General features: G+C 59.8%; 21 protein-coding genes. 12 read left to right on the forward strand and 9 right to left on the reverse strand.

What is annotated here, in order from left to right; all coding sequences use genetic code 11:
* Positions 1-954 carry an NmrA/HSCARG family protein gene (locus tag VH564_RS11255; RefSeq protein ID WP_423339907.1) on the reverse strand — a complete coding sequence of 318 codons (954 nt, stop codon included), beginning with the start codon at positions 952-954 and terminating at the stop codon, positions 1-3.
* A gap of 717 nt (positions 955-1671) precedes the next feature.
* Positions 1672-2460, reverse strand: a complete 789-nt coding sequence (locus tag VH564_RS11260; protein WP_423339908.1) for an SDR family NAD(P)-dependent oxidoreductase — start codon at positions 2458-2460, stop codon at positions 1672-1674.
* Between the two features lie 204 nt (positions 2461-2664).
* On the opposite strand from VH564_RS11260, the gene VH564_RS11265 reads away from it, so the two are divergent.
* The gene (locus VH564_RS11265; protein ID WP_423339909.1) at positions 2665-3168 is read left to right on the forward strand and encodes a hypothetical protein; all 504 of its coding nucleotides are present in this window, start codon (positions 2665-2667) and stop codon (positions 3166-3168) included.
* A gap of 69 nt (positions 3169-3237) precedes the next feature.
* On the opposite strand, the gene VH564_RS11270 is transcribed toward VH564_RS11265, so the two are convergent.
* Positions 3238-3924: an alpha/beta fold hydrolase gene (locus VH564_RS11270; RefSeq protein WP_423339910.1), complete on the reverse strand. Its 687-nt coding sequence runs from the start codon at positions 3922-3924 to the stop codon at positions 3238-3240.
* Positions 3925-3963: 39 nt separating this feature from the next.
* Positions 3964-4800, reverse strand: coding sequence for an alpha/beta fold hydrolase (locus VH564_RS11275; protein WP_423339911.1), 837 nt, complete (start codon positions 4798-4800; stop codon positions 3964-3966).
* A 311-nt stretch (positions 4801-5111) separates the two neighbouring features.
* Here VH564_RS11275 and VH564_RS11280 point away from each other — a divergent pair, with 311 nt between their 5' ends.
* The 5 genes from VH564_RS11280 (at position 5112) to VH564_RS11300 (ending at position 10130) form a co-directional block, all read left to right on the forward strand.
* Positions 5112-6008 carry a LysR family transcriptional regulator gene (locus VH564_RS11280; protein WP_423339996.1) on the forward strand — a complete coding sequence of 299 codons (897 nt, stop codon included), beginning with the start codon at positions 5112-5114 and terminating at the stop codon, positions 6006-6008.
* A 142-nt stretch (positions 6009-6150) separates the two neighbouring features.
* Positions 6151-7620 (forward strand): diguanylate cyclase domain-containing protein, encoded by a 1470-nt coding sequence (locus VH564_RS11285; RefSeq protein WP_423339912.1) that lies wholly within the window; start codon positions 6151-6153, stop codon positions 7618-7620.
* Between the two features lie 346 nt (positions 7621-7966).
* Positions 7967-8902, forward strand: a complete 936-nt coding sequence (locus tag VH564_RS11290) for a LysR substrate-binding domain-containing protein (protein WP_423339913.1) — start codon at positions 7967-7969, stop codon at positions 8900-8902.
* Positions 8903-9062: 160 nt separating this feature from the next.
* The gene (locus VH564_RS11295) at positions 9063-9221 is read left to right on the forward strand and encodes an entericidin (protein ID WP_423339914.1); all 159 of its coding nucleotides are present in this window, start codon (positions 9063-9065) and stop codon (positions 9219-9221) included.
* 153 nt (positions 9222-9374) lie between these two features.
* Complete coding sequence (locus tag VH564_RS11300) at positions 9375-10130, forward strand: phosphodiester glycosidase family protein (protein ID WP_423339915.1); 756 nt, start codon at positions 9375-9377, stop codon at positions 10128-10130.
* Between the two features lie 7 nt (positions 10131-10137).
* Here VH564_RS11300 and VH564_RS11305 read toward each other — a convergent pair whose 3' ends face one another.
* Positions 10138-10476 carry a hypothetical protein gene (locus VH564_RS11305; RefSeq protein WP_423339916.1) on the reverse strand — a complete coding sequence of 113 codons (339 nt, stop codon included), beginning with the start codon at positions 10474-10476 and terminating at the stop codon, positions 10138-10140.
* Positions 10477-10507: 31 nt separating this feature from the next.
* The gene (locus VH564_RS11310; RefSeq protein WP_423339917.1) at positions 10508-11719 is read right to left on the reverse strand and encodes a glycosyltransferase family 2 protein; all 1212 of its coding nucleotides are present in this window, start codon (positions 11717-11719) and stop codon (positions 10508-10510) included.
* A gap of 204 nt (positions 11720-11923) precedes the next feature.
* On the opposite strand from VH564_RS11310, the gene VH564_RS11315 reads away from it, so the two are divergent.
* The 6 genes from VH564_RS11315 (at position 11924) to glf (ending at position 18943) form a co-directional block, all read left to right on the forward strand.
* Complete coding sequence (locus VH564_RS11315; RefSeq protein ID WP_423339918.1) at positions 11924-12901, forward strand: glycosyltransferase family 2 protein; 978 nt, start codon at positions 11924-11926, stop codon at positions 12899-12901.
* On the forward strand, positions 12901-14532 hold the full coding sequence (locus tag VH564_RS11320; RefSeq protein ID WP_423339919.1) for a CDP-glycerol glycerophosphotransferase family protein: 1632 nt from the start codon (positions 12901-12903) through the stop codon (positions 14530-14532). The genes VH564_RS11315 and VH564_RS11320 overlap by 1 nt, the downstream gene beginning before the upstream one ends.
* A 50-nt stretch (positions 14533-14582) precedes the next feature.
* Positions 14583-16121, forward strand: coding sequence for an asparagine synthetase B family protein (locus VH564_RS11325; protein WP_423339920.1), 1539 nt, complete (start codon positions 14583-14585; stop codon positions 16119-16121).
* Entirely contained in the window at positions 16112-16549 is a 438-nt protein-coding gene (locus VH564_RS11330; RefSeq protein ID WP_423339921.1) for an adenylyltransferase/cytidyltransferase family protein, read from the forward strand. The genes VH564_RS11325 and VH564_RS11330 overlap by 10 nt, the downstream gene beginning before the upstream one ends.
* 77 nt (positions 16550-16626) lie before the next feature.
* The gene (locus VH564_RS11335; protein ID WP_423339922.1) at positions 16627-17748 is read left to right on the forward strand and encodes a DUF707 domain-containing protein; all 1122 of its coding nucleotides are present in this window, start codon (positions 16627-16629) and stop codon (positions 17746-17748) included.
* Between the two features lie 28 nt (positions 17749-17776).
* Positions 17777-18943: a UDP-galactopyranose mutase gene (gene glf / locus VH564_RS11340; protein WP_423339923.1), complete on the forward strand. Its 1167-nt coding sequence runs from the start codon at positions 17777-17779 to the stop codon at positions 18941-18943.
* A 58-nt stretch (positions 18944-19001) separates the two neighbouring features.
* Here the strand turns inward: glf and VH564_RS11345 are convergent, their stop codons facing one another.
* The 3 genes from VH564_RS11345 to VH564_RS11355 form a co-directional block, all read right to left on the reverse strand.
* Positions 19002-20057 (reverse strand): quaternary amine ABC transporter ATP-binding protein, encoded by a 1056-nt coding sequence (locus tag VH564_RS11345; RefSeq protein ID WP_423339924.1) that lies wholly within the window; start codon positions 20055-20057, stop codon positions 19002-19004.
* Positions 20050-20961 (reverse strand): ABC transporter permease, encoded by a 912-nt coding sequence (locus VH564_RS11350; protein WP_423339925.1) that lies wholly within the window; start codon positions 20959-20961, stop codon positions 20050-20052. Before VH564_RS11350 ends, VH564_RS11345 begins: the two co-directional genes overlap by 8 nt.
* Positions 20962-21173: 212 nt before the next feature.
* Entirely contained in the window at positions 21174-22172 is a 999-nt protein-coding gene (locus VH564_RS11355) for an ABC transporter substrate-binding protein (RefSeq protein WP_423339926.1), read from the reverse strand.
* Positions 22173-22641 lie beyond the last annotated feature (469 nt).

Consider the following 22641-nt stretch of genomic DNA (forward strand, 5'->3'; position numbering starts at 1 on the left):
CTACACGCCGAATGATTGTCGGTTGCCCCGCCAGCCTGTCGCCCGCAGGAACTGCTCCCAGTTCAATGTTCCGGGGCTCAGGCGACGGCTCCATTCTAGGTCATGCTCCTTACCGAAGTAGCCATACTCGACGGCATATTCGACCATGCCAAGAAGCTCCCGCACCAAAAGTTCGTTGTCCGCGAAGGCCGGGAAATTCTCAAGCAGCCCTTCCCGCGTAAAGGCATTGCGGTATTCGGCCTTGATGCCGGTTACCCGCTGGAAGGTTTCGACCATCTGCCGCGGCGAGATGATATCGCCGACAATTGGAAGCGTCCTTCCCGCGTAGTGAGCCGGATCAGAGAAAATCTCCAATACGACGGGTCCGGTGGCTGTCAGCGGGTCGACGAAGGGTGCTTGGAAATGCTCCGGAAGGTAGATGGGTAACAACAGTGTGTCTCCATCATAACGAGGGACGTAGTATTCCAGCAGGTTCGTGTAGAAGAAGGCGAGCATGACGAAGGAATGCGAAATGGGAAGCCCGCGAATGTAATCGGCGACCTCTGCCTTGTCGGTGAAATGCGGCGCGTATTTCGCCCCGGATGAAATGCCGGCAACATTCTCCAGTGTGCTGAAGACGACATGTTGTACGCCGGCCGCAACTGCTGCATCAGCCAACTGCCGCCCAAGGGGTGCTTCACTCGTATCCGGCGGAGCGACCGGAGGCGTCATCAGGAAAACGCCGGATGCTCCTTCGAAGGCACGCACAAGCTCCTTCGTCCGACCCAGTTCGAGGGGAACGTTGACGATCTCAGCGCCGAGAGCCCCGAGCGCGCGTGCGGCTAGCGAACCGCTGTTGCGGGTCAGCGCACGAACGCGAAATCGTCGACTTCCAAGGAGCGTAGCTGCGACGCTTCGGCCCTGCTTGCTGGTCGCTCCAACGATTGCGATCAATGGTTTTTCATGGTGATTCACGGGCTATCTCCACTCCTGGTCCGCAGCCCCATGGCGGCGTTCAATCGATCCGACCGAACCGAGAGTAAGCGAGGTAGCCGATATGATAAGAGGACACTATTGGGTGTTACCGGATTACATTATGCCGTTTTCTGGATAGATCTTCAGAGGCTGGAAGGCTTCACAACACGCTCTGACTCAACCGACTCCACCATCAGGAGCTGCGGCGCTAATGGCGGCCGTACGCTCGTAACGAATGTTTGGACGCTGCGGAACTTTTGATTTCAAAACCCATTGCATTTTCGAGATCGCGATTGTGTCAACTGGACACGACGGAGATGGTGAACACGGGGATTTTTCCAGTTTCTTCCCGTGGCCAACGAAACGGCAGTCGAGCGCCCAACCCGTCCGGTCGCGATCTTGCTCGATGGTCGGCAATTCCGACTGTTGAATGTCTTGGGCGACTTCAACCGCGAGGGGTTGGGCATCGAGGTGGACGAACAGCCCAATATGGGCATCGGCGGCATACCGCCCGCGCAGACACTGAAAATGGCCGCGCGAATTTCGCTGCGGAGCCCCGTTGAGAATGGGGATTACCGTTGGCGCCGACAGGCATCTTCTCCGCGGTAGACGCTGCCATCATCAGTTAAGCTCTATCAAGCGGCGATACAAAGAGATGCCATTTCTCGGCCGCGCGTCGTCTGATCGCGCGGCCGGCATATATCGGATCAATTCGTTTCAAACCGTCTTCAGCATTCCGCCGTCGACAAAATAGGTCGAGCCGACCGAATAGCTCGCGCGTTCCGAGCACAGGAAGACGAAAAAGTCGGCGGCTTCCTGCGGGGTAGCAAATCTCTTGATGGGGGCATGTTCATTCGCCACCGCATCGAGGTAGCCCTTCCAGTCGCCACCCTTATCCTCGGTCAGCTGCTTTGCCGTCTTGATCCAATCGGGCGTCAGCACAAGGCCAGGATTGACGCAGTTCACTCTGATGTTGTGGGGAATGAGTTCGGTGGAAAGCGTCTTCGAGAACATCATCAGGGCAGCCTTGGTGACGTTGTAGATAGGTTCGTACCAGAGCGGTTGCACGGCGCATATGGAAGCGTTGTGCAGAATCACGCCGCCACCCTTTTCCTGCATCTGCGGCGCAAGACCCCTGGCAAGCCGCACCGCAGCCATCACATGCAGGTCGAAGTAGAATTGCCACTTCTCGTCGTCTGCCTCCATTACCGTCTCGTTCGAGCCGGTGCCGGCATTGTTGATCAAGATATCCGCTCCCCCGACATCTGCAGCGGCGCGGATGATCTTGCTCGTTCCCTCGGCAGTCGAAACGTCGGCAGCGACTGATGTAGCGGAAACGCCATAGGCAGACGCGATGCGGGAGGCCTCTGCCTCCACTCTTTCCTCGCCACGCGCAGCCAGGATGACGTTCGCCCCCTCCGCCGCAAGGCCCTCCGCAATCGCCAACCCGATGCCGACACTGCCGCCGGTGATGACGGCATTCTTCCCTTTGAGACCCAGATCCATTCGTTCTCTCCTCCTCGAACCCTTGAGAGATGCCGCCAATGTGCCCTCAAGGCAAGTCGGCGGTGGCATATTTGGAGCGACCCTGCGCGACGTCCCATTGCTGGGTGGGAGGCACAGACGCCTTTGCGCCCCGATGCCGCAGTCTGTTCGCGGGAACGTTTCGGTCCATCGCAGGTTGATCTCTCTGAACCGGAGATCACCAAAATGCGCGTCCTTCCCATTGCTCTGCTTGCCTGCGTCGCTCTCGCGCCCGTCGGGGCGGTTGCGTCAGAGGCCGACTTTCTGAAATCCATCGAGGGCAACTGGTCCGGCGGCGGCACTGTTCTCAGGACCCTTGGCGGCAGCAATGTCGGCGTGTCCTGCAAGATGCAGTCTACGGCGGACTCTTCCAACTTTGCCATGGACGGTTCCTGCCGCGCCTTGGTCGTCGTCACGCGAAGCTTTGTCGCCCGGGTCAAGGCGAATGGCGGGTCCTATTCCGGCACTTATGTCGGCGTGTCCGGTAAGCCGTCGAGCCTCATTGGCAAGCGCAATGCCAGCACTCTCAACTTCGACGTCACATGGGCCAGCGAAGTCTATGGCGACCGGAAGGCGATGCTGACGGTGCAGAAGGTCGGCGGCGACGGCCTCAGAATCCGGACGATCGATACCGACCCTCGATCCGGCAAGCCCATCGTCACAACCGATCTGCAGCTCAAGCGGATTTAACATTCGTCGAAATGAGGAAGACGCCGCTGCCGGACAATAGCTGCAGCGGCGTCTGGTTGTGCGTGGTGCTCAGGCGATCGCCGCGACGGCCTCCAGGATCACCTTGGCGACAGCGTCTGGATGGGAGAGGATCGACATGTGGCTCGCCTCCAGTTCTGTAGCATGCACTCCGGGCCGGGCGGCGAGGTCGCGCTGCAGCTCGACGCTGACGGCCCGGTCGTTGCTCGACACGATGTACCAGCTCGGTCGGTCGGACCATGCCGCCCTGGTGACCTTGTCGGTGAAGGTTGACTGTCCGAGCGGTGTTTGGACGGCCGACAGAAGGCGTGCATCCGCCTCCGGCAGATCCTGCGCGACATTGGCGATCCAACTGTCCAGGCCCATCGACAGGTAGCCGTTGCCATTGTCTTTAACGCCACCCAGCCCGGGCGGCGCGGGGTAGGCTCCGACCTGATCGCCGGTCGACTGACCGACTTCAGGGGCGAAGGCGGCGACGTAGACCAGCGCCTTGACCTTCGGGTCATCGCCGGCTTCGGTGATGACAGTGCCGCCCCAGCTATGTCCGGCGAGCACGACGGGCCCCTCGATCAGATCGAGCGCCCGCTTGGTCGCCGCCACGTCATCGGCAAGCGACGTCGTGGGGTTCTGGACCGCCACAACGTCGATGTGATTTGCCTGGAGCAGCTTGATCACGCTGCGCCAGCTGGAGGCATCGGCCCATGCCCCATGCACGAGAACGACAGTTACATCGGCCATTTCATTTTCCTATTCAGGTGATCTGAGTGAGCCTGTGGCTCAGCCCTTGATGAAGGCGAGAAGGTCGGGGTTGATGACGTCGGCATGGGTGGTCAGCATTCCGTGCGGGTAACCCTTGTAGACCTTCAGCGTCCCGTTTTTCAGCAGCTTGATCGACTTCAGGGCCGCATCGGCAATCGGTACGATCTGGTCGTCGTCGCCATGCATGACCAATGTCGGAACCGTGATGGCCTTCAGGTCTTCGGTCTGGTCGGTCTCGGAAAAAGCCTTGATGCCATCGTAATGGGCCTTGGCGCTGCCCATCATGCCCTGGCGCCACCAGTTTTGGACAACACCCGGATAGACCTTGGCGCCCTCGCGGTTGAAGCCATAGAAGGGGCCGCCGGCGACATCGAGATAGAGTTGCGCGCGATTTTCCGCGACGCCCTGACGGAAGCCGTCGAACACTTCTCTCGGGAGGCCCTCCGGATTGGCTTCGGTCTTCAGCATCAGCGGCGGTACGGCGCTGACGAGGACGGCCTTGGCGACGCGGCCTGACGGCTGTCCGTGCTTGGCGACGTAGCGGGCCACTTCGCCACCACCTGTCGAATGGCCAATATGCACGGCATTCTTCAGATCCAGATGCTCGACGACGGCGAAGGCATCGGCTGCGTAGTGATCCATGTCGTGGCCATCGCTGACCTGCGACGAGCGGCCATGGCCCCGGCGATCATGGGCGACGACGCGGTAGCCATGCTGCACGAAAAACAGCATCTGCGCGTCCCAGTCGTCCGACGAAAGCGGCCAGCCATGGTGAAAGACGATTGGCTGGGCATCCTTTGATCCCCAGTCCTTGAAGAAAATCTCGGTGCCGTCCTTGGTGGTGACAGTCGACATAGCAATATCCTCTCTTGAAACACGCGTTGAAGCAAACGCCGCCGATGATGGCAAAAGCGGCGAAAGGGCAGCACCCGCAACGGCAAGCGCGCCCAATTCGAGAAGCGAACGACGGGAGACCCAGCCATGGCCGGCAGCGGCGGAAGGATGGGTTTCATCGTCTTTAGCGGGGATGGGTGATGACAAAATCTATTCCTTCCGGGCCAGGACCACACAGCTGATCAGTCGTTGTGGAACGATAGCAAACTCATCTATCAAGTGTGAGACACCCAGATGTTAGACACAATATCAGGAGACACCGGTTGGACTGGATGGCACTGACGGTTTTCTCGGAGATCGCGGATGGAAGCAGCCTGGCAAAGGCAGCCGAAAAGCTGCGTATCCCGCCGATGTCGGCGACAAGGCGTCTCTCGGCTCTTGAGCAGGACCTGGGCGTCTGCCTTGTCTATCGGACGACAAGGGCCCTGTCGTTGTCTCCCGAGGGGCAGGCCTTTCTACCCCATGCGCGACGGTTGCTGAGCGAGCGGGAGGCTGCCTACGCGTCTGTCCGGCGGGATGGTGAAGGGGCCTTCGGGCTGTTGCGCGTCACCGCCTCGATTGCCTTCGGCAGGAAGGTCGTCACGCCGATCATCGTCCGGTTCATGGAAGACAATCCTGCCGTCAGGGTCGACCTGCTGATGACGGATAGTGTCATCGACATCGTCGGGGAGGGGATCGATGTGGCGGTCAGGATCGCCAACCTTGCCGACAGCGGTCTTATGGCAAAGCGTCTGGCAGCAAATCCGAGGCTGATGCTTGCCTCTCCGGCATACCTGCAGCGGCATGGGACGCCAAAAACGCTGGCAGATCTGCAAGGCCATGAGTGCCTGTACCTCAGCGGGTCGACGCACTGGGCGTTCGAGACAGGCAATCAGCAGCAGCGGTCGAAGCTGAGTGGACGCTTTTCCGCCAACTCTATCGAGGGGCTGCTGCAAGCCTGCGTCGCGGGGCTCGGAATCGCCAATCTGTCCTCCTGGTTCGTTCAGGAGGAGATCAAGCGCGGTGAACTCGAGAGCTTCACGCTGGAAGACGCCATTCCTCAGCCGCTCGGCATATGGGCGGTCTACCCGAGCAATCGCATGCTCCACCCCAAGGTCCGTCTGTTCGTCGACACGCTTGCAGCCGATCTGCAGCATTCGCCTGTCGTCACATCGCTGGCCAGCGGTTAGGGCACGGGAGACGCCTAGAGCACGGGCACGATCGCGGGCTAACGGATCTTAAACTGCAGCCTTGGAACAGGACGATAAAACGCTTCGTTAAGTGCAGGTCTTGTAAGACCGCTAGTAAAATCAGTGATGCTTAGGATCTGCGATGTCACTTGCGCCCGAGTCCGACCTCTTCAATCTCGCTCCGATCGCCATGTGGATGGAGGACTTCAGCGAGGTGAAGTCGCTCTTTGACGAGTGGCGGTCGGCCGGCGTCACCGACATAAAGGCGTTCCTGCGCGAGGACCTGGCGCGTATATCGGAGTGCTCGAAACGCATTCGCGTGCTCGACGTCAACAGGCAGACGCTCGCTCTGTTTCAAGCGCAGAATATCGATGAACTCAGGGACAACATAGGATCCGTGTTCCGCGACGACATGCTGGAAACCCATGTCAACGAACTGGCCGAACTCTTTGACGGCAACACGTCTTTTTCCAGCGCCACGGTGAACTACACGCTGACAGGACAGCGGCTGGACATCCAATTGCGGGGCAGCGTGATGCCCGGGTCGGAGGCAACGCTGTCGCGGGTGCTGTTGACCACCGAAGACGTAACCGCCCTCGAGACTGCGAGGCGCGCCGAGATCGCGCAGCGGAGCTACGCAGAAGGGGTCTTCGAGCATTCGCCGGTTTCCCTGTGGATCGAGGATTTCAGCCAGATCAAGGTGCTGCTGGACAGCATCCGCAGCCGCGGGATCACCGACTTCCGAACTTTCACCGATGTCCATCCGGAGTTCGTGCGGCAGTGCATGAGCGAGATCAGGGTGATCGACGTCAACCAGGCGACGCTCGACCTGTTCGGGGGTGCCGACCGCTTGCAACTGTTACAGCGTATCGGCGACATCTTCCGGGGCGAGATGGAAAAGCAGTTCCGCGAGCAACTGATGGAACTCTGGAGCGGCAATATCCGCCATCACCGCGAGGTGGTGAACTATGCGCTCGACGGATCGGAGCGTCATATCCTGCTGCACTTCTCCGTCTTTCCCGGATATGAGGATGACTGGTCTCGGGTCCAGGTGGCGCTGGCCGACATCACGGCGCGCAAGAAGGCCGAGGCCTATCTGGAATATCTCGGCAAGCACGACGTGCTGACCAAGCTCTTCAACCGCGCCTTCTACAGCGAGGAATTAAGCCGGCTCGAGCGTAAAGCGCTCCGTCCGGTCTCCGTGGTCGTCATCGACCTCAACGGCCTGAAGCAGGCGAACGACGAGATGGGGCATGATGTCGGCGATTCGCTGCTGCGGCGGTTCGGCGAAATTCTGAACGGTGCCGTCTCCCAGCCAAACCATGCCTGCCGGATCGGCGGCGACGAGTTTGTCGTGCTGTTGCCGGGTGCGGATGCCCGCGCAGCTGCCGCCGTCGTCGACACAATCCACGAGCTGCTGCGGATCAACAACCAGTTCTACTCGAGCATGCCGCTCAGCATATCCTGCGGGACCGCTACCAGCGAGCCGGGCGAGGCGATGGAGGCGGTCGTCAAGCGCGCCGATGCCAAGATGTACGAAGCCAAACGCGAGCATTACGAGAGGGCTGGCAACGACCAGGACGAGTCGAGCTGGATGACCCGGCGGGTCTGAGGTTGCCCTCCCATCCTGGTGCTTCAGGCCTTAGAGAGCAGCAAGCGATGGCCTGACAGCGTTGACCTTTGCCGACTGCTGGGCCGTTGCCAAGGTCGATCCGGCGGGACCTTGGGACTGCTCGAGGCCTCGACGGGTTCCGGAGCCGGCAAATCGAGCGCATTGACATCCGCTATAAGATGCGGCGGCAGCTGCGCCAGCTGTCGGAGCGCCGTCCTGTGGGCGGCGCGGACTTGCCTGTCGCCGAGGCGGTCCAGAAGCGTCCATCCGATCTTGATCATATCCTTAGCTCCAAGCTGTTGCTGTCCCGCATCCTTAGGCTCCGGTTGACAATCAGAAAAACGAAATGATATGCATCTATGGATCAGAAATTCTGAAAGATAACCTGATGACCGTTCCGTTGCGCCGCCCTGTCCCGCTGCTTGAGAATGACGTTCTGCGCACCTTCGTGGCGATTGCTGAAACCGGGAATTTCTCGACGGCAGCGCAGGCCGTGCATCGCACGCCTTCGGCGGTGTCGATGCAGATCAAGAAGCTCGAGGAGCAACTGGGCGCCGTGCTGTTTCTCCGCGATGCCCGATCCGTCAGCCTCACCGCGCAGGGCGAAATGCTGTTGTCCTATGCCCGCAACATGCTGGCGCTGTCGAACGAGGCAGTGTCGCGGTTCATCATGCCGGAGCTCAGCGGCGTCGTTCGGCTCGGCGCGCCGGACGATATCGGCGAGCGACTGCTGCCGCGTATTCTCAAGAGCTTCTCGCAGACCCATCCCGGCATCATGGTCGACGTCGTGGTTGACATGAGCCTGGCGCTGAAGCGGCGGCTGGAGGAACAGCGGCTGGATCTGGCGCTCATCAATTGTGCCACCCGGCCGTTTCCGACCGAGGGCGAGGTCATCTACACGGAACGGCTGGTATGGGCTGGGGCCAAAGGCGGAACTGCGCACCGACGCGACCCGTTGCCCATATCCATATGGGAGGAAGGCTGCATCTGGCGCTCCGACGCCATTGCCCAGCTGCAGCAGAACAAACGGGATTACCGCGTCGCTTTTCTCAGCGCCCATACGATGGCGCAGCGGGCAGCCATTCTCTCGGATCTCGCTGTGGCGCCTTTTCCGCGCTCCTACGTGACGGAAGAGATGGCTATCCTCGGGCAAAAGGATGGGCTTCCAGAGCTCACCACTTTCGACATCCGGCTTCTGACAGCGCGGCAACTGACCGATCCGATGAAGGCGGTTGCCGACAGCATTCGCTATGCCTTTTCGGATATGGCGCTCGCTGCCTGATGTTTTTCGCAGCAGATGGCGGCGCGAAAGCTGATGTTTCGTGCCGAAGCACGATAGCGAAGAATTTATGTGAACTTTTCCAAAGATGGCGCGTTATGGGCAGGCAAGAAAGCTTTTGCCTTATTTTCGTCATAACCCCGCTCCTGAAGGACCCGCCATCATGTCGTCATCTGTCATCGCAAAAATCGGTGTTGCCTGCGTCTCCCTCATGCTCCTCGCTTCCTGCGCGAATACAATTCGCGGCATGGGCAAGGACACAGCCAGCACCGTGAACGCTACGCAGAGCGCCGGCCACACGGTCAAGAAGGCGGCCCAATAATAGCCGATCCGCCGGCCTCGGCGTCAGCCTTGGCCGGCACTTCTTCCTATTCCTTACAACAGACGTCCATTTTTCGTGCCGATGTTTCGACTCGGTGTCGCCTTCGCGCCGCATTCTCCCCGTCTAAGGGGCTGTCCGACGAGGAGTAAGCGCTTGCACCGATGGTTGACGATTTTGGCCGCAGGGCTTCTTGGCGCGCCCATATCCGCCCAGGCCCTTTCGCCTGACAGCGCATGCCGCAAGGTCGAGCATCTCGGCAGTAGCTACACCGCCTGCACCTTCGACCCCGCCCAGGATAATATCCGCCTGTTCTCGACCGATTCTGGCGGCAAGCCCTATGGTTCGTTCAAGACGTTGCGCGACTCGCTCAAGCGCGACCGGCTTGCGCTGCGATTCGCGATCAATGGCGGGATGTACGAGCCGGATCAAAGTCCAGTCGGCCTTTATATCGAGTTGGGAAGCACGCAGAAGGCGCTGGATACCGGGACGGGCTGGGGAAACTTCCGCCTGTTGCCGAATGGCGTCTTCTACATCCAGCCAGGCAGTGTCGGCGTGATGGAGACGAAGGCCTTTGCCGCGTCCGGCATCGAGCCGCTCTATGCCACCCAGTCCGGCCCGATGCTGGTTATCGACGGCGCGTTTCATCCGTCCTTTCTCATCGACAGCACCAGCCTGAAAATACGCAATGGCGTTGGCGTTGCCGCGGATGGAAAGGCGGTGTTTGTGGTCTCCGACAGTCCCGTCCGGTTCCATGATTTGGCGACGCTGTTTCGCGACGTGCTCACCTGCCGCAACGCGCTGTTTTTGGACGGCAGCATCTCTAGCCTCTATGTGCCCGAATGGCAGCGCGAGGACAGCGCCTTTCCGCTCGGCCCCATCATCGGCGTGACATCCGTCGCGCCCGACTGAGGCGGTATCAGGCTTTCGGAAAGGCGCGCTCGAGGCCGCCGGATCGCGCCAGGCCTGCCTTGAAGGCGGCGTAGGCGGGGTGTTGGCTGGATTTTGCCACCTCTGACAGTCGGATCTGGAGGCGGGCCGGGGCCGAATGGCCAAGCCACTCGCCGAGGCCCTCGAGCTTCAGGCTGTTCAGGAACTTCGCCTTGGACGCCTGGTCGAGATGCCAGTGAAGACCCTCGATCAGGCTGACGTCCTGCAACGGATTTTCCATGATCAGGGCGATCACCGGCTTGTCCAAGTCCGAAAGGGTGGCGAGTTTGGCAGCGATGCTGTCGCGATCTGCAAAGGCTGGAGTCATCAACAATGCTTTCGGTTCGGCATAAGGGTGGTCAGACGAACTGTTCGATATAGCTCAGGATGTCGAACATGCCGTCCTTGGCCTTCAGCTGCGCGGGAAATTCCGGCGTGAAGCGGAGATAGGCGCGGGGACGGTCGCCGTCCATTGCTGTCGGCTGTTCGCGGGTCAGGCGCCTCTGCACCGATTCCGGCAAGAGGCTCAGGGTCGTGTCGTTGATGACGGGGTCGAGGACTGCCGGCTCGCTGTTGAAAGCCGCGGCCTCGGTCGCCGCCGTGACGATGCCGGCGAGCTTGCAGATCTGCCCATAGGCTTCGGCCGACAGCGGCTGCGGCTGATAGGCGGCCATGCGATGATACATGATATAGGCCTCGACCCAGTTCTTGGCCGAGACATGCATGCGAAGGGCCACCCCTTGCCGCTGCAGCATAAAGCCGGTGATCCGCCCAAACAGCGAGGCGCGATAGTCCGGCGCCGCGTCGGGCGAACGCAGGGCCTGAGAGGCCAGATATTCGAGGCCGCCGCGGTAGCTGTCCCACTGGAACATGCATTCCTTATTGCCCTGCTGCAGGCGCGGATCGTCGGACACGGCCGTCACCCGGGCAAAGGGTGCCGGCATGAACAGGATATCAGCCTTGTCGAGCGCCCGCGTCGTGTAGAGGAAGGCCCAGAAGATGAACGGCGTCGGGCTCGAAATCGACTTCAACAGCACGTCGCGGCGAATGATCATGAATTCCGGGAAGACATGGCCGTCGAGGATGAAATCGAGGAGGGCGCGGAAATCGCCCTTGCGATGCCGTGTCGGCGCCGCGACGTGGTAGAACGGTGCCATATCCCCGCCGCCGGGACGCGCATCGACCAGCAGCCAGGGCGCCTGGACGACACCGATCTCGGCATCGGCCTCCATCAGGAGGATGTATTCGACGACCTTATCGGGAATGAGCAAATCGTCGTCGCCGAGGAAGACAGCATAGCGTCCGCGGGCCCGCTGCATGGCGAAGGCGTAGTTGCTGAGGAAGCCGGAGTTCGAAGCACGGCGGAAGGCGGAGATTTCCGGCTGGTCGGCGAGCGAGGCAATATACGGCGCGGTCTCGTCGGTCGAGCAGTCGTCTACGATGACGATCTCGAACGGAATGCCGATCCTCCGAAAGGCCTCGAGATGGAAAGTGACGTTCCGTTCCAGCAGAAACTGCCGATTGTAGGTCGGGACGCATATCGACAGAATCAGCGGTTCATTGGGGGACATCGAATTCTCCAGGCAGAGCAGGCTTTTGCCCATTCGATAGGAGCGGTTGCTTTCGTGAGGCTGGAGCGGGTGGACAGGGCGGTACAGAAGAGTTTGAGTCAGCTTGAGGCAAGCCTAACCTGACTTTCTGGCGCAGTCTTCAAGGGCGCAAAGCCGCCCGGTGAAATGTAGGGGCGGCGCGCATGTCTGCAGCTTATCGTATAAATGGTTAAGGTCAGCGTCATCATCCCTGCCTACAACGTCGCGCAGTTTATATCCCAGTGCCTTGACTGTGTGCTGGCGAACAAGACTACGATGCAGATCATTGTCGTTGATGACCGCTCAACGGACAATACACGCGAGATCGTCCAGCTATACCAGCAAAAACACAAGAATATCGAGTTGCTGGTGCAGGAGCGAAATGGCGGGCCCGGCATTGCCCGGAACGCCGCGCTCCTGAGAGCCCACGGCGAGTACATATATTTCCTTGATGCCGATGACGTGCTGCGCTGGGGTGCTCTGGACGAGCTGGTCGAGATCATGGATGTGACCGGCGTCAGTACGCTGACGTTCAAATATCAGCTGATGGCAAACGAGTCGGGTGTGCTCGACGACATGGAGCCACGCGACCGTAGTATCTGGAACAGCGTCCTCTCCGGTCGCGACTTCACCCGTGTCAATCTGGATACCAGCGGCCAGTTTCTCATGACGATCAATTTCCCCTGGAACAAGATCATGCGCAGGGATTTCTGCGAGAGAATAAAGCTGTCCTTTTCAACCTGCCGCGTCAATGAAGACATTCTTGCGCATTGGAACATCTATCTGAACGCCGGCGACTTCATGGTCTTGGACAGGCCCCTTGTCGCTCACCGCGTTTTCCCGGGCAGGGAGCAGCATACCAATATCTTCGACGAGCGAAGGTTGGACGTCTTTGCGGCGTTGCGCGACGCCGACAATCTTTTTGCTGCAATGCCTGACGCCAAGGCAAAGTATTACCACTGGTTCCTGTGCTTCAAGATCGACCTGCTGCAATGGCTTTTTCCGAGAATTCAGGTGCAACTGCGTGACCAGTTCCTGGGCCTGCTGGCTCTGTCGTTTGCCGATTTCGACGAAAAATGCTTCCACGCGGTTTATGAGAAGATGCGCGACACGGCGCTTCAGGCCTACCGTCTGAAGTATGCGCCGCACAAGCTTGTGATGTGATGGATAGGCCGTCGTTCAATCCGCGCTCGACTCACGAATTAACGGAGAACAGAATGGGCGATCCAGCCTCTGCCATGGTCTTGGAAAAGTTAGGCAGCATCGAGAGGCGTCTGGACGATGCCTTGGCCCGGCTCGACCTCGCGATCGAACATCAAAAGATCGGCGAAGAAATTCAGATCGAGACCGTCAAATTCTTCGAGCTGACAAGCGGACGGCAGCAGATGGAGATGGAGGTCCTGCGCCAAGCCATGGCTGCGGCTGCAACCACCACGCAGGACGCGATAACATCCGAGCTCGATGCTCTTCGCAGGATGCCCAATCTCCTGCACCAGATGGCGCAGGGTGTGGTGTCCGCGCTCTATCCCGCCATTCAGGGCGCAAAGCAGGCAGCCAATCTGGCGGTCCGCGACAGAGCGGTCAGCGGACCGATCCGTTGCGTCTTTCTCGTTCACTCCATAGCGATGTGGGATGCGTTGGCCGACGTCTATGAGACCATGGCGCGCGACAGCCGTTTCTATCCAATCGTGATCAGCCTGCATTCGCGCCTCCTCGGAATGGGCGGTTTCGGTGGCGAGGCAGACGTCAGCCAGGCATTCCTGCGCCTCGGCGTTCCGCATCTCCGCTTCGATATGGAGGATTCCTTCCAAGGTCTGGCCATCCTCAAAAGCCTCGCACCTGATGTCATCTTTCGCCAGCAACAGTGGGACGGGGACATCGCGCCGGGCTTTGCAACCGGGGAACTCACATTCTCCCGCCTTTGCCTTGTTCCCTACGGCACAACCATCGTTCAGCAATTCGATACCCAGGCGGATCAAAGCTCTCTCTCGCAATTGGGCTTCGATCAGGAGTATCACCGGGTCGCATGGTATGTTTTCTGCGAAACCGAGCATTCCCAGGCATTCTTCCGCAGCTTCCGTCACTCGGATCCTGCAAAGTTTGTTCTGTCGGGCTACCCGAAGGTGGACCGTCTGCTTGAGGCCCGCGGCCGTGGTGCCTGGCCGATAGCCGAACCGCATGGTCGCAGCTTCCGCATCATCTGGGCGCCGCATCATTCGGTGAACGAACGGTCGCTGGGTTTTGCCGTGTTTGCGAGCATCTACAAAGCGATGCTCGAATGGGCGCGGCAGGACAGGAGCATACAGTTCGCCTTCAAACCCCATCCGGGGCTGAAGAATGCGCTAGCAACGGCCGGCATTCTAACGCCGCAGGAGTATGGGCAGTTCCTGAGCGAGTGGTGCTCTCTGGAAAACTGCTGCGCATGCGGAGAGGAATATGCGGAATTGTTCGACGCCTCGGATTTGCTGATGACAGATGGCGTTTCGTTTCTGACCGAGTACCAATTGTTCGACAAGCCACTTGTGTTCTTCGATTCGGGCAATCACGTCGCCTTCAACGCGACAGGACAGATGGCCGAAGCTTGTGCCCATAAGGTGCGCCGTTTCGACGAGATGCAGCACGTGGTCCGACAATACCAGCGCGGTGCGCATTGGGGGTTTGAAGCGGAACGCGCCGCATTGAAGAAACTGCTTCGTCCGAACAGCCGCCCGGCAGCTTCGATCATTCTCGACACCATTGCCGAGGGTCTCGGCGTCGCCGTGGATGTTCCCCTTTATAGAGCCGCCGCCCGATAATTACTGCTGCAGTCGGCAGCAACCGATGTCTACGAGGAGTGTTGATCGCAATGTGCGGCATCTTGTTTGTCGAGCAGCCATGCGGAGGCCCAATTGGCCCCGCTGAGTTCTCTCGCGCGCTTGAGAGGCAGACGTGGCGTGGCCCCGACGCAACCCGCATGTCCGTCATTCAGGATGGTGCTGTCTTGCTCGGTCACAACCGCCTGTCGATCATCGATCCTGTTGCCGCCTCCGATCAACCGATGAAATCCGCGAACGGCCGCTATGAGATCATTTTCAACGGCGAAATCTACAATCACATGCTGCTCAGGGAGCGATTCAAGTTGCGCTGTCGCCGCAGCTCCGACACCGAGACGATCATCGAGCTATTCGCGCAGCTCGGCACCGAGGCCTTCGTCCTGCTTGAAGGGATGTTTGCACTCGTCCTGTTTGATCATGAGACACGGCGGTGGTGGGCCGTCCGCGACCGCGTTGGCATAAAGCCGCTCTATTTCGCACGACAGGGGAATGTAACCATCATTGCCTCGGAGCCGGCGACGATCAACGTCCTCGTCCCATCGGGCATTGATGCCGCTTCGCTCGAGGAGTTGCGGGTGGCGCGCCGGCCCGTGCCCGGTCACACCTACTTCAAGGCCGTCAAGGAGCTACTTCCCGGAAGCATCCTGTGTTCCGATGGCACGATCGCGCGTTTCGGAGCGAGGCAGGGTGTGTCTCCGGTGGCCTTTCGTCAGGACGATCTTGAGGCTCTGCTGGCGGAGAGCGTCGGCAGCCACGAGATGAGCGATGTGCCGGTCGTGTCGATGCTCAGCGGCGGCATAGACAGCGCGCTCATTGCCCGCCTGTCCCGAACCCGGCAGACCTACTGTGTCGGTCTGACCGATAACAATGAGGGCGCTGCTGCCGCCGAAACCGCGCATGCGCTCGACAAGAAGATTACGATCACACTCGTCCAGCACGCGGACATTCGGAAAACCTGGCGTGATCTCTGCGCCATAAGGGGCGAGCCCTTGAGTGTTCCCAATGAAGCTTTGATCTACACCTGCTGTCAGGCCATGGGCAGCGAGGAAAAGGTCGTTCTGACGGGCGAAGGCGCCGATGAACTTTTCTTTGGATATGACCGCATTTTTCGCTGGGCGACAGACCAGGTCGAGTGGCCGGGAGCGGCGGCCTTCCTGCAGGTTTACGGCTATGCGGATGTCACCCCCGCAGTGGCGCGGCTGATGGACTATGTCGAAACCTTAAGGGGCAACTCCTCGACCCAGGACTTTGTGGAAGACTTTTTCCTGGAATTCCATCTGCCCGGTCTGTTGCGACGCATGGACTTTGCGGCGATGGCCGCGTCCAAGGAAGCAAGGGTACCATTTCTTTCGACGGCCTTGCTCACCTACATGTACCGGCGACCGGCATCGCTTCGCATTGACAAGATGTACGGCAAACTGCCGTTGCGCACGGCATGTCGGAACCTCGGAATTTCGGGGACGTTGGAGCGCGCCAAGATCGGCTTTAGCGCGACCCCGACACAGATGACACGCCATCAGGAATACAAGCAATTTTACGATCTTTGTCTGGAGGAACTGCGATGGTCGTAGGATACACAACGGGTGTTTTCGATCTTTTTCACGTCGGCCATGTCAACGTTTTGCGCAGCGCGAAAAGCATGTGCGACAAGCTTATCGTCGGCGTGAGTGTCGATGCGCTCGTCTCCTATAAGAACAAGCGCCCGGTCATTCCTTACGAGGAGCGGATCGATATCGTCAGAGCTTGCCGCTATGTCGATCTCGCCGTGCCTCAGGAAAGCATGGACAAATTCGATGCCTACAACCGTTACAAGTTCGATGTGATGTTTGTCGGCGACGACTGGTACAAGTCGTCGAAGTGGATGGAGCTGGATCAGGATTTCGCATCCAAAAACGTGCGGATTATCTATTTTCCCTACACCAAGACAACGTCGTCGACGCTGATAAACCAGACTCTTGAACAACTGCGCACCGCCGGCCAGCCGCCCGAAGGCGTCTAGCGTCCCCCACAGCCATTGAAGATTGCAGGGATATTCCGATCGGTTGGTGACCCTGCGGATAAAAAAGGACCGCCCCTATGTTCGCTGTTTCTGAGATTGCACGAACGAACGATTCGACCGAAGGCGACTGGGTCGAAGCGCCGCCGCTGACCAGCGAGGCGCTGTCCGGTTCCAAATGGGGCTTCGGCAATCTCGATGACCAAACCCTATCGCCGTTTCTCGTTCTGGCACCCGAAGGGCTGATCGGAAACTGCCTTCATGGACAGCTAGACAGCTGGCAGGTCCTCAACAACCGACTTTTCTTCATCGGCAATAACGGCTTGCCGTCCATCATCTTCAACGTTGCGCGCATGGAAAACGCCAAGGTATCGGCGCTGGCCGGGCGGGCTGTCATCGGCGGCGTCGATGCGATCTACGTGCTAACTTCCACGGATCATCCGCCCCACCCGGTTTTAGCCACGCCACCGCATGTGGAGCGGCGGGCGAAGTTTCTGAAACAACCGGCTGCGGAAGATCGTCGTCCCAACCTTATCGTGGTGCGGGCGAACGCCAATTCTCTGCATCCGCGCTGGCTGGAAGATGTCGGCCTCAAGACCCGGTCCTGGGATCTGTGCGTCAGCTGGTATGGTAACGAAACGCCCGATCTTTCGGTTTCCCCGGAATACCTGTCGCATGCGCCCAACGAGAAAAAGTTCAAACCGATCTATGACCTCTTCTACGAGGGTAGTCCGCTTTGGAACTACGACAGGATATGGCTTCCCGACGACGATCTTCTCGTCAGCGGGCAAGACTTGAACGTCATGTTCCACCTCAGCCGCAAATACGGCCTTGATCTGGCGCAGCCCGCGCTGCGCAACATTCCCGGCTGCCACATAAACCACCCGATCACGGCCCAGAAGCCTGGCAGCGAAGTGCGGATGGAGCCGTTCGTCGAAATCATGTGTCCGCTGTTTTCCAAGCGGGCGCTGGAGATCTGCATCGGCAGCATCAAGGACGCTGTCTCAGGCTATGGGCTCGATCATCTCTGGCCATCCTTCCTCGGCCGCCCGGCTACACGAATGGGCATCATCGATGCCGTCGGCATCGTGCATACGCGTCCGATCGGTGCCAGCTACGATGTGCGCGGCGCGATCGGCGAACAGGCCGCTATCTGGAATTCCTACGGCTTCACATACGCTCCGATCCCAGGCGTCCGCTGATCAACCCGCAAACTCTTAGGCGAAACCCATGACTGATTTCTCCAATATCGACCTTCTGATCGTCGGCGCCGGCTTCTATGGCGCGACCATTGCCGAGCGGGTGGCCACGGATCTGAAGAAGAACGTTCTCATCGTCGATCGCCGCCACCATATCGGCGGCAACGCCTATAGCGAATTCGACAAGGACACCGGCATCGAGGTGCATCGCTACGGCGCCCACCTGTTCCATACGCCGAACCAGACGGTGTGGAATTATCTCAACCGCTTCACCGGCTTCACCGACTACAAGCACCGGGTCTATACGAGCTATCGCGATCAGGCCTATTCGATGCCGATCAATCTCGCGACCATCTGCCAGTTCTTCGGCAAGCGCTTCTCGCCCGACGAGGCGCGGGCGCTGATCGCGGGGCAGGCGGCGGAGATGGCCGGCAAGCATCCGAGCAATCTCGAGGAAAAGGCGATCTCGCTGATCGGCCGGCCGCTCTACGAGGCTTTTATCCGCGGCTATACCGCCAAGCAGTGGCAGACGGACCCGCGCGATCTGCCGGAACATATCATTACCCGGCTGCCGGTCCGCTACAATTTCGAGAACCGCTATTTCAACGATGCCTATGAAGGCCTGCCGAAGGACGGCTATACCGCGATCTTCGAAAAGATGCTTGCTTCGCCGCATATCAAGACGATGCTCGGCACCGATTTCTTCGACATCAAATCGCAGCTGCCGGCCGGCCTGCCGATTATCTATACCGGCCCGATCGACCGCTATTTCGAGTTTGCCGAAGGCGAGCTCGGCTGGCGGACGATCGATTTCGAACAGCAGACGCTGGATGTCGGCGATTTCCAAGGCACTGCCGTGATGAACTATGCCGACGAGGACGTGCCGTTCACCCGCATCCTCGAGTTCCGCCACTTCAATCCGGAGCGCAATTACCAGAACGAGAAGACCGTGGTTGTGCGCGAATATTCCCGCTCGGCGCAGCGCAAGGACGAGCCCTACTACCCGATCGACACGCGCCAGGACAAGGAAGTCTTCCTGCGTTACCGGGCAAGGGCGGAGGCTGAAGCCAACGTCCATTTCGGCGGACGCCTCGGCACCTACCGCTATCTCGACATGCACCAGGCGATCGGCGCGGCGCTGAAGACCTTCGACAGCATGGTCATGCCGCACTTCACCGAAGGCCAGGCCTTCGGCTGAGGCAAATAAAAAGGCGGCTCCGCAACGTTGCGGGCCGCCCTGGTCTCGTGCAGCGGCCTTAGGCCGCTGCTTTTGCTTCCGTGACCTCGTGGCTGGTCGGGGTGACCATCGCCGAGATGATGCTGTGGAGGTCGAGCGCGCCGACCGGCTTGCCGTTGCCGTCGACCACCATGGCCAGCGTCTGGTTGGCGCCGGTCATCTCGCGCGCCGCCAGTTCCAGCGTCATGTCGCCGGGAATGCGCATCGACGTGCCTTCGCCGGATATCGGCTTCATCACCGTTTCGACCTTGATGACGCGACCGCGGTTCACTTCCTTGACGAAGGCGCTGATATAGTCGTCGGCCGGCTTCAAGACGATATCCTGTCCCGAGCCCTGCTGGATGACCTTGCCGTCGCGCAGGATGGCGATCTTGTCGCCGAGCCGCAGCGCCTCGTCGAGATCGTGGGTGATGAAGACGACGGTCTTCTTCAGCTCCTTCTGCAGGTCGAGCAGCACGCCCTGCATGTCGACGCGGATCAGCGGGTCGAGCGCCGAATAGGCCTCGTCCATCAACAGGATGTCGGCATCGTTGGTGAGCGCGCGGGCAAGCCCGACGCGCTGCTGCATGCCGCCGGACAGCTGGTTGGGGAAATGGTTCTCGAAGCCGTCGAGGCCGACCCGGGCGATCCAGTGGCGGCCCTTCTTCTCGGCTTCCGCGCGGCCGACGCCCTGGATCTGCAGGCCATAGATGGTGTTTTCGATGACGGTGCGATGCGGCAGCAGGGCGAATTTCTGGAATACCATCGCCGTCTTGTGGCGGCGGAAGTCGCGAAGATCGCTCTCGCTCATCTTGCAGACATCGATATCGTCGTAGAGCACTTCGCCCGCCGTCGGGTCGATCAAGCGGTTGATATGGCGGATCAGCGTCGACTTGCCGGAGCCCGACAGGCCCATGACGACGGTGATGGCGCCGGCCGGCATGTCGATGTTGATGTCCTGCAGGCCCAGCACATGGCCGTGCTTGACGTTCAGTTCCTGCTTGCCGAGGCCGTTCTTGACCTGATCGACATAGTCGCGACCGCGGGGTCCGAAGATCTTGTAGAGATTCTTGATCTGGATTGCGTGACTAGCCATGGACCACCTCCGAATGCTTCTGTAGCCGCTTGCCATAGGCCTGGCTGGTGCGGTCGAAAATGATGGCGATGGCAACAAGCGCAAAGCCGTTGAGGAAGCCGACGGTGAAGAACTGGTTGTTGATCGCCTGCAGCGTGTTCTTGCCGAGCCCGCCGACGCCGACCATCGAGGCGACGACGACCATGGCGAGCGACATCATGATGGTCTGGTTGATGCCGGCCATGATGGTCGGCAGCGCCAGCGGGATCTGTACGTTGAACAGCTTCTGCGTATGGGACGAGCCGAAGGCATCGGCGGCTTCAAGCACTTCCTTGTCGACGAGGCGGATGCCGAGGTTGGTCAGCCTTATCATCGGCGGCACGGCATAGATCACCACCGCGATCAGGCCCGGCACCTTGCCGATGCCGAAGATGACGACCACCGGAATGAGGTAGACGAAGCTCGGCATGGTCTGCATGACGTCGAGCGTCGGGTTGATGACCGACTGCAGCCGGTCGGAGCGGGCCATCAGGATGCCGATCGGCAGGCCGATGACGATGGCGATCAGCGTGCAGACAGTGACCATGGCCAGCGTGATCATCGTGTCGTTCCACAGGCCGAAGACGCCGATCAGGGCCATCGACAGGGCGGTGCCGATGACGATCTTGATGTTGCGGCTGGCGAGATAGACGATCGCCATCATGGCGATGAGAACGATGAACCAGGGCGTGTTGGTGAACAGCCATTCGAGATAGTTCAGGAACCATTGCAGCGGCTGCACGACGATGTCGATGACCGCGCCCCAGGAACGCACCATGCCACGAAAGCCATCGTCGATGTTCTTGCGGGCTTCCCGGATGAGCGTGTCGTTGATCGCCGGAAAATTGCACAGGGCATCCGGCAGGAAGGTACATTGCAGAGCCATCACAGTCCCCTTTTTTGCCCGGTCCGGGATAGGCAATCCGTGTGGCTATCAAGATTGCCGTCCATAACGCAGCACTGATGCCGGTTCTCAGCCTGCTCACCGTCGGCCATCGGCAGACGCGTCGTCGTCGTTGCTCCGGTGCGGGCACCCGGCAAGGGTGATCGTCGCAGCAGAGAAGAAACGGCAGGCCTTGCGGCCTGCCGTCCGTTCGATCAGATCGAAGCCTTGATCTTGGTCGCAACGTCAGGAGCGACCCACTTGGTCCACATGTCAGGATAGGTCTTCAGGAAGTACTTGGCGCCGTCCTCGTTGGTGCCCTGGTTCTCGGTCATCCAGGCCAGAACCTTGCCGACCGTGCCGTTGTCCCACTTGCGGGTCTTGACGTAGTCCATGGCGATGCCAGCCTTGTCGGCAAACGACTTGGTGACGACCGTGAAGACGTCGGAGACCGGGTAGGAGTTGACCTTCGGCGCAGCGCAATCCTGCTGCGAGGTGCAGGCATCCCATTCCTTCTTGTCGTGGGGTGCACCGAAGCTCAGCTTGACCATCTCGTACTTGCCGAGGATGGCGGTCGGAGCCCAGTAGTAGCCGATCCAGCCGGTCTTCTTTTCGAAGGCATTGGCAATTGAGCCGTCGAGGCCGGCGGCCGAGCCGGTGTCGACGAGCGTAAAGCCCAGCTTGTCGGCGCCGAGCGCCTTGTAGAGGTTGGCGGTCGAGATCTGGCAGTTCCAGCCCGACGGGCAGTTATAGACGGCGCCCTTGGTCTTGTCTTCCGGCGCAGGGAACAGTTCGGGATGCTTCAGGGCATCCTGAACGGTCTTGATGTCGGGATGGGCGTCGGCGAGGAATTTCGGGATCCACCAGCCTTCGACACCGCCGTCGCTCAAGAGCGGGGCTGCCTCGATCAGGCGGCCTTCGCCGACGGCCTTGTCGAGCGCGGTGCGCACGGCGTTGACCCAGAGTTCCGGCGCGACATCCGGCTGGCCCTTTTCGTTCATCGAGGTGAAGGTCGGCTGGGTGTCGCCTGTGACCAGCGATACCTTGCAGCCATAGCCGTTCTCGAGAATGATCTTGTCGACTTGGGCCGCGACCCCGGCAGATGCCCAGTTCATTTCGGCGATCGATACGTCGCCGCATCCGGCCGCACTTGCCGACCCAGCCAGAGCGAAGGTGCCTGCAGCGAATATTACGGAAGCGATAAGCTTCTTCATTTGATACTCTCCCAGTGTTCTTGCAGTTAATCACCAGGATCTGCCACGCCTTGGCGCGGCGACCCTTGATAGCGAATTTGCTTTACCGACGCCCTGCCTCTGTGGCCGCTCGATCGGTCCCCTTTCGGTATGTCCGCTGTTTTTAGCCACAGGAATTTGGTCCCGTGGCGCGCTTTTTCACACCTTGAAATGAAGCCTAAGGATTCGGACGGAGAAATCAACCGGCCATCGCATGAAGAGCCGATCGCGCGCTGCAGACGAAGCGGCGGAGGCTTCAAGTAACGCCTCATTTGTGCTATCTCTGGCTGCAAAATGGGCAGGATTGAACGTCAACAGGACAGTGCATCGGGCTGGAGAGATGAAAAGCTTTGATCACACGTCCCTGCAAGACGTTTTCTATTCCATTCGCGTCTTTGAGACGGTCAGTGCTGTCTCCGAAAAAAAACAGAAAAAAACGCGATTCATCTTT

Origin of the sequence: Rhizobium sp. HT1-10, from assembly GCF_049472505.1 — a bacterium.
GTDB lineage: Bacteria > Pseudomonadota > Alphaproteobacteria > Rhizobiales > Rhizobiaceae > Rhizobium.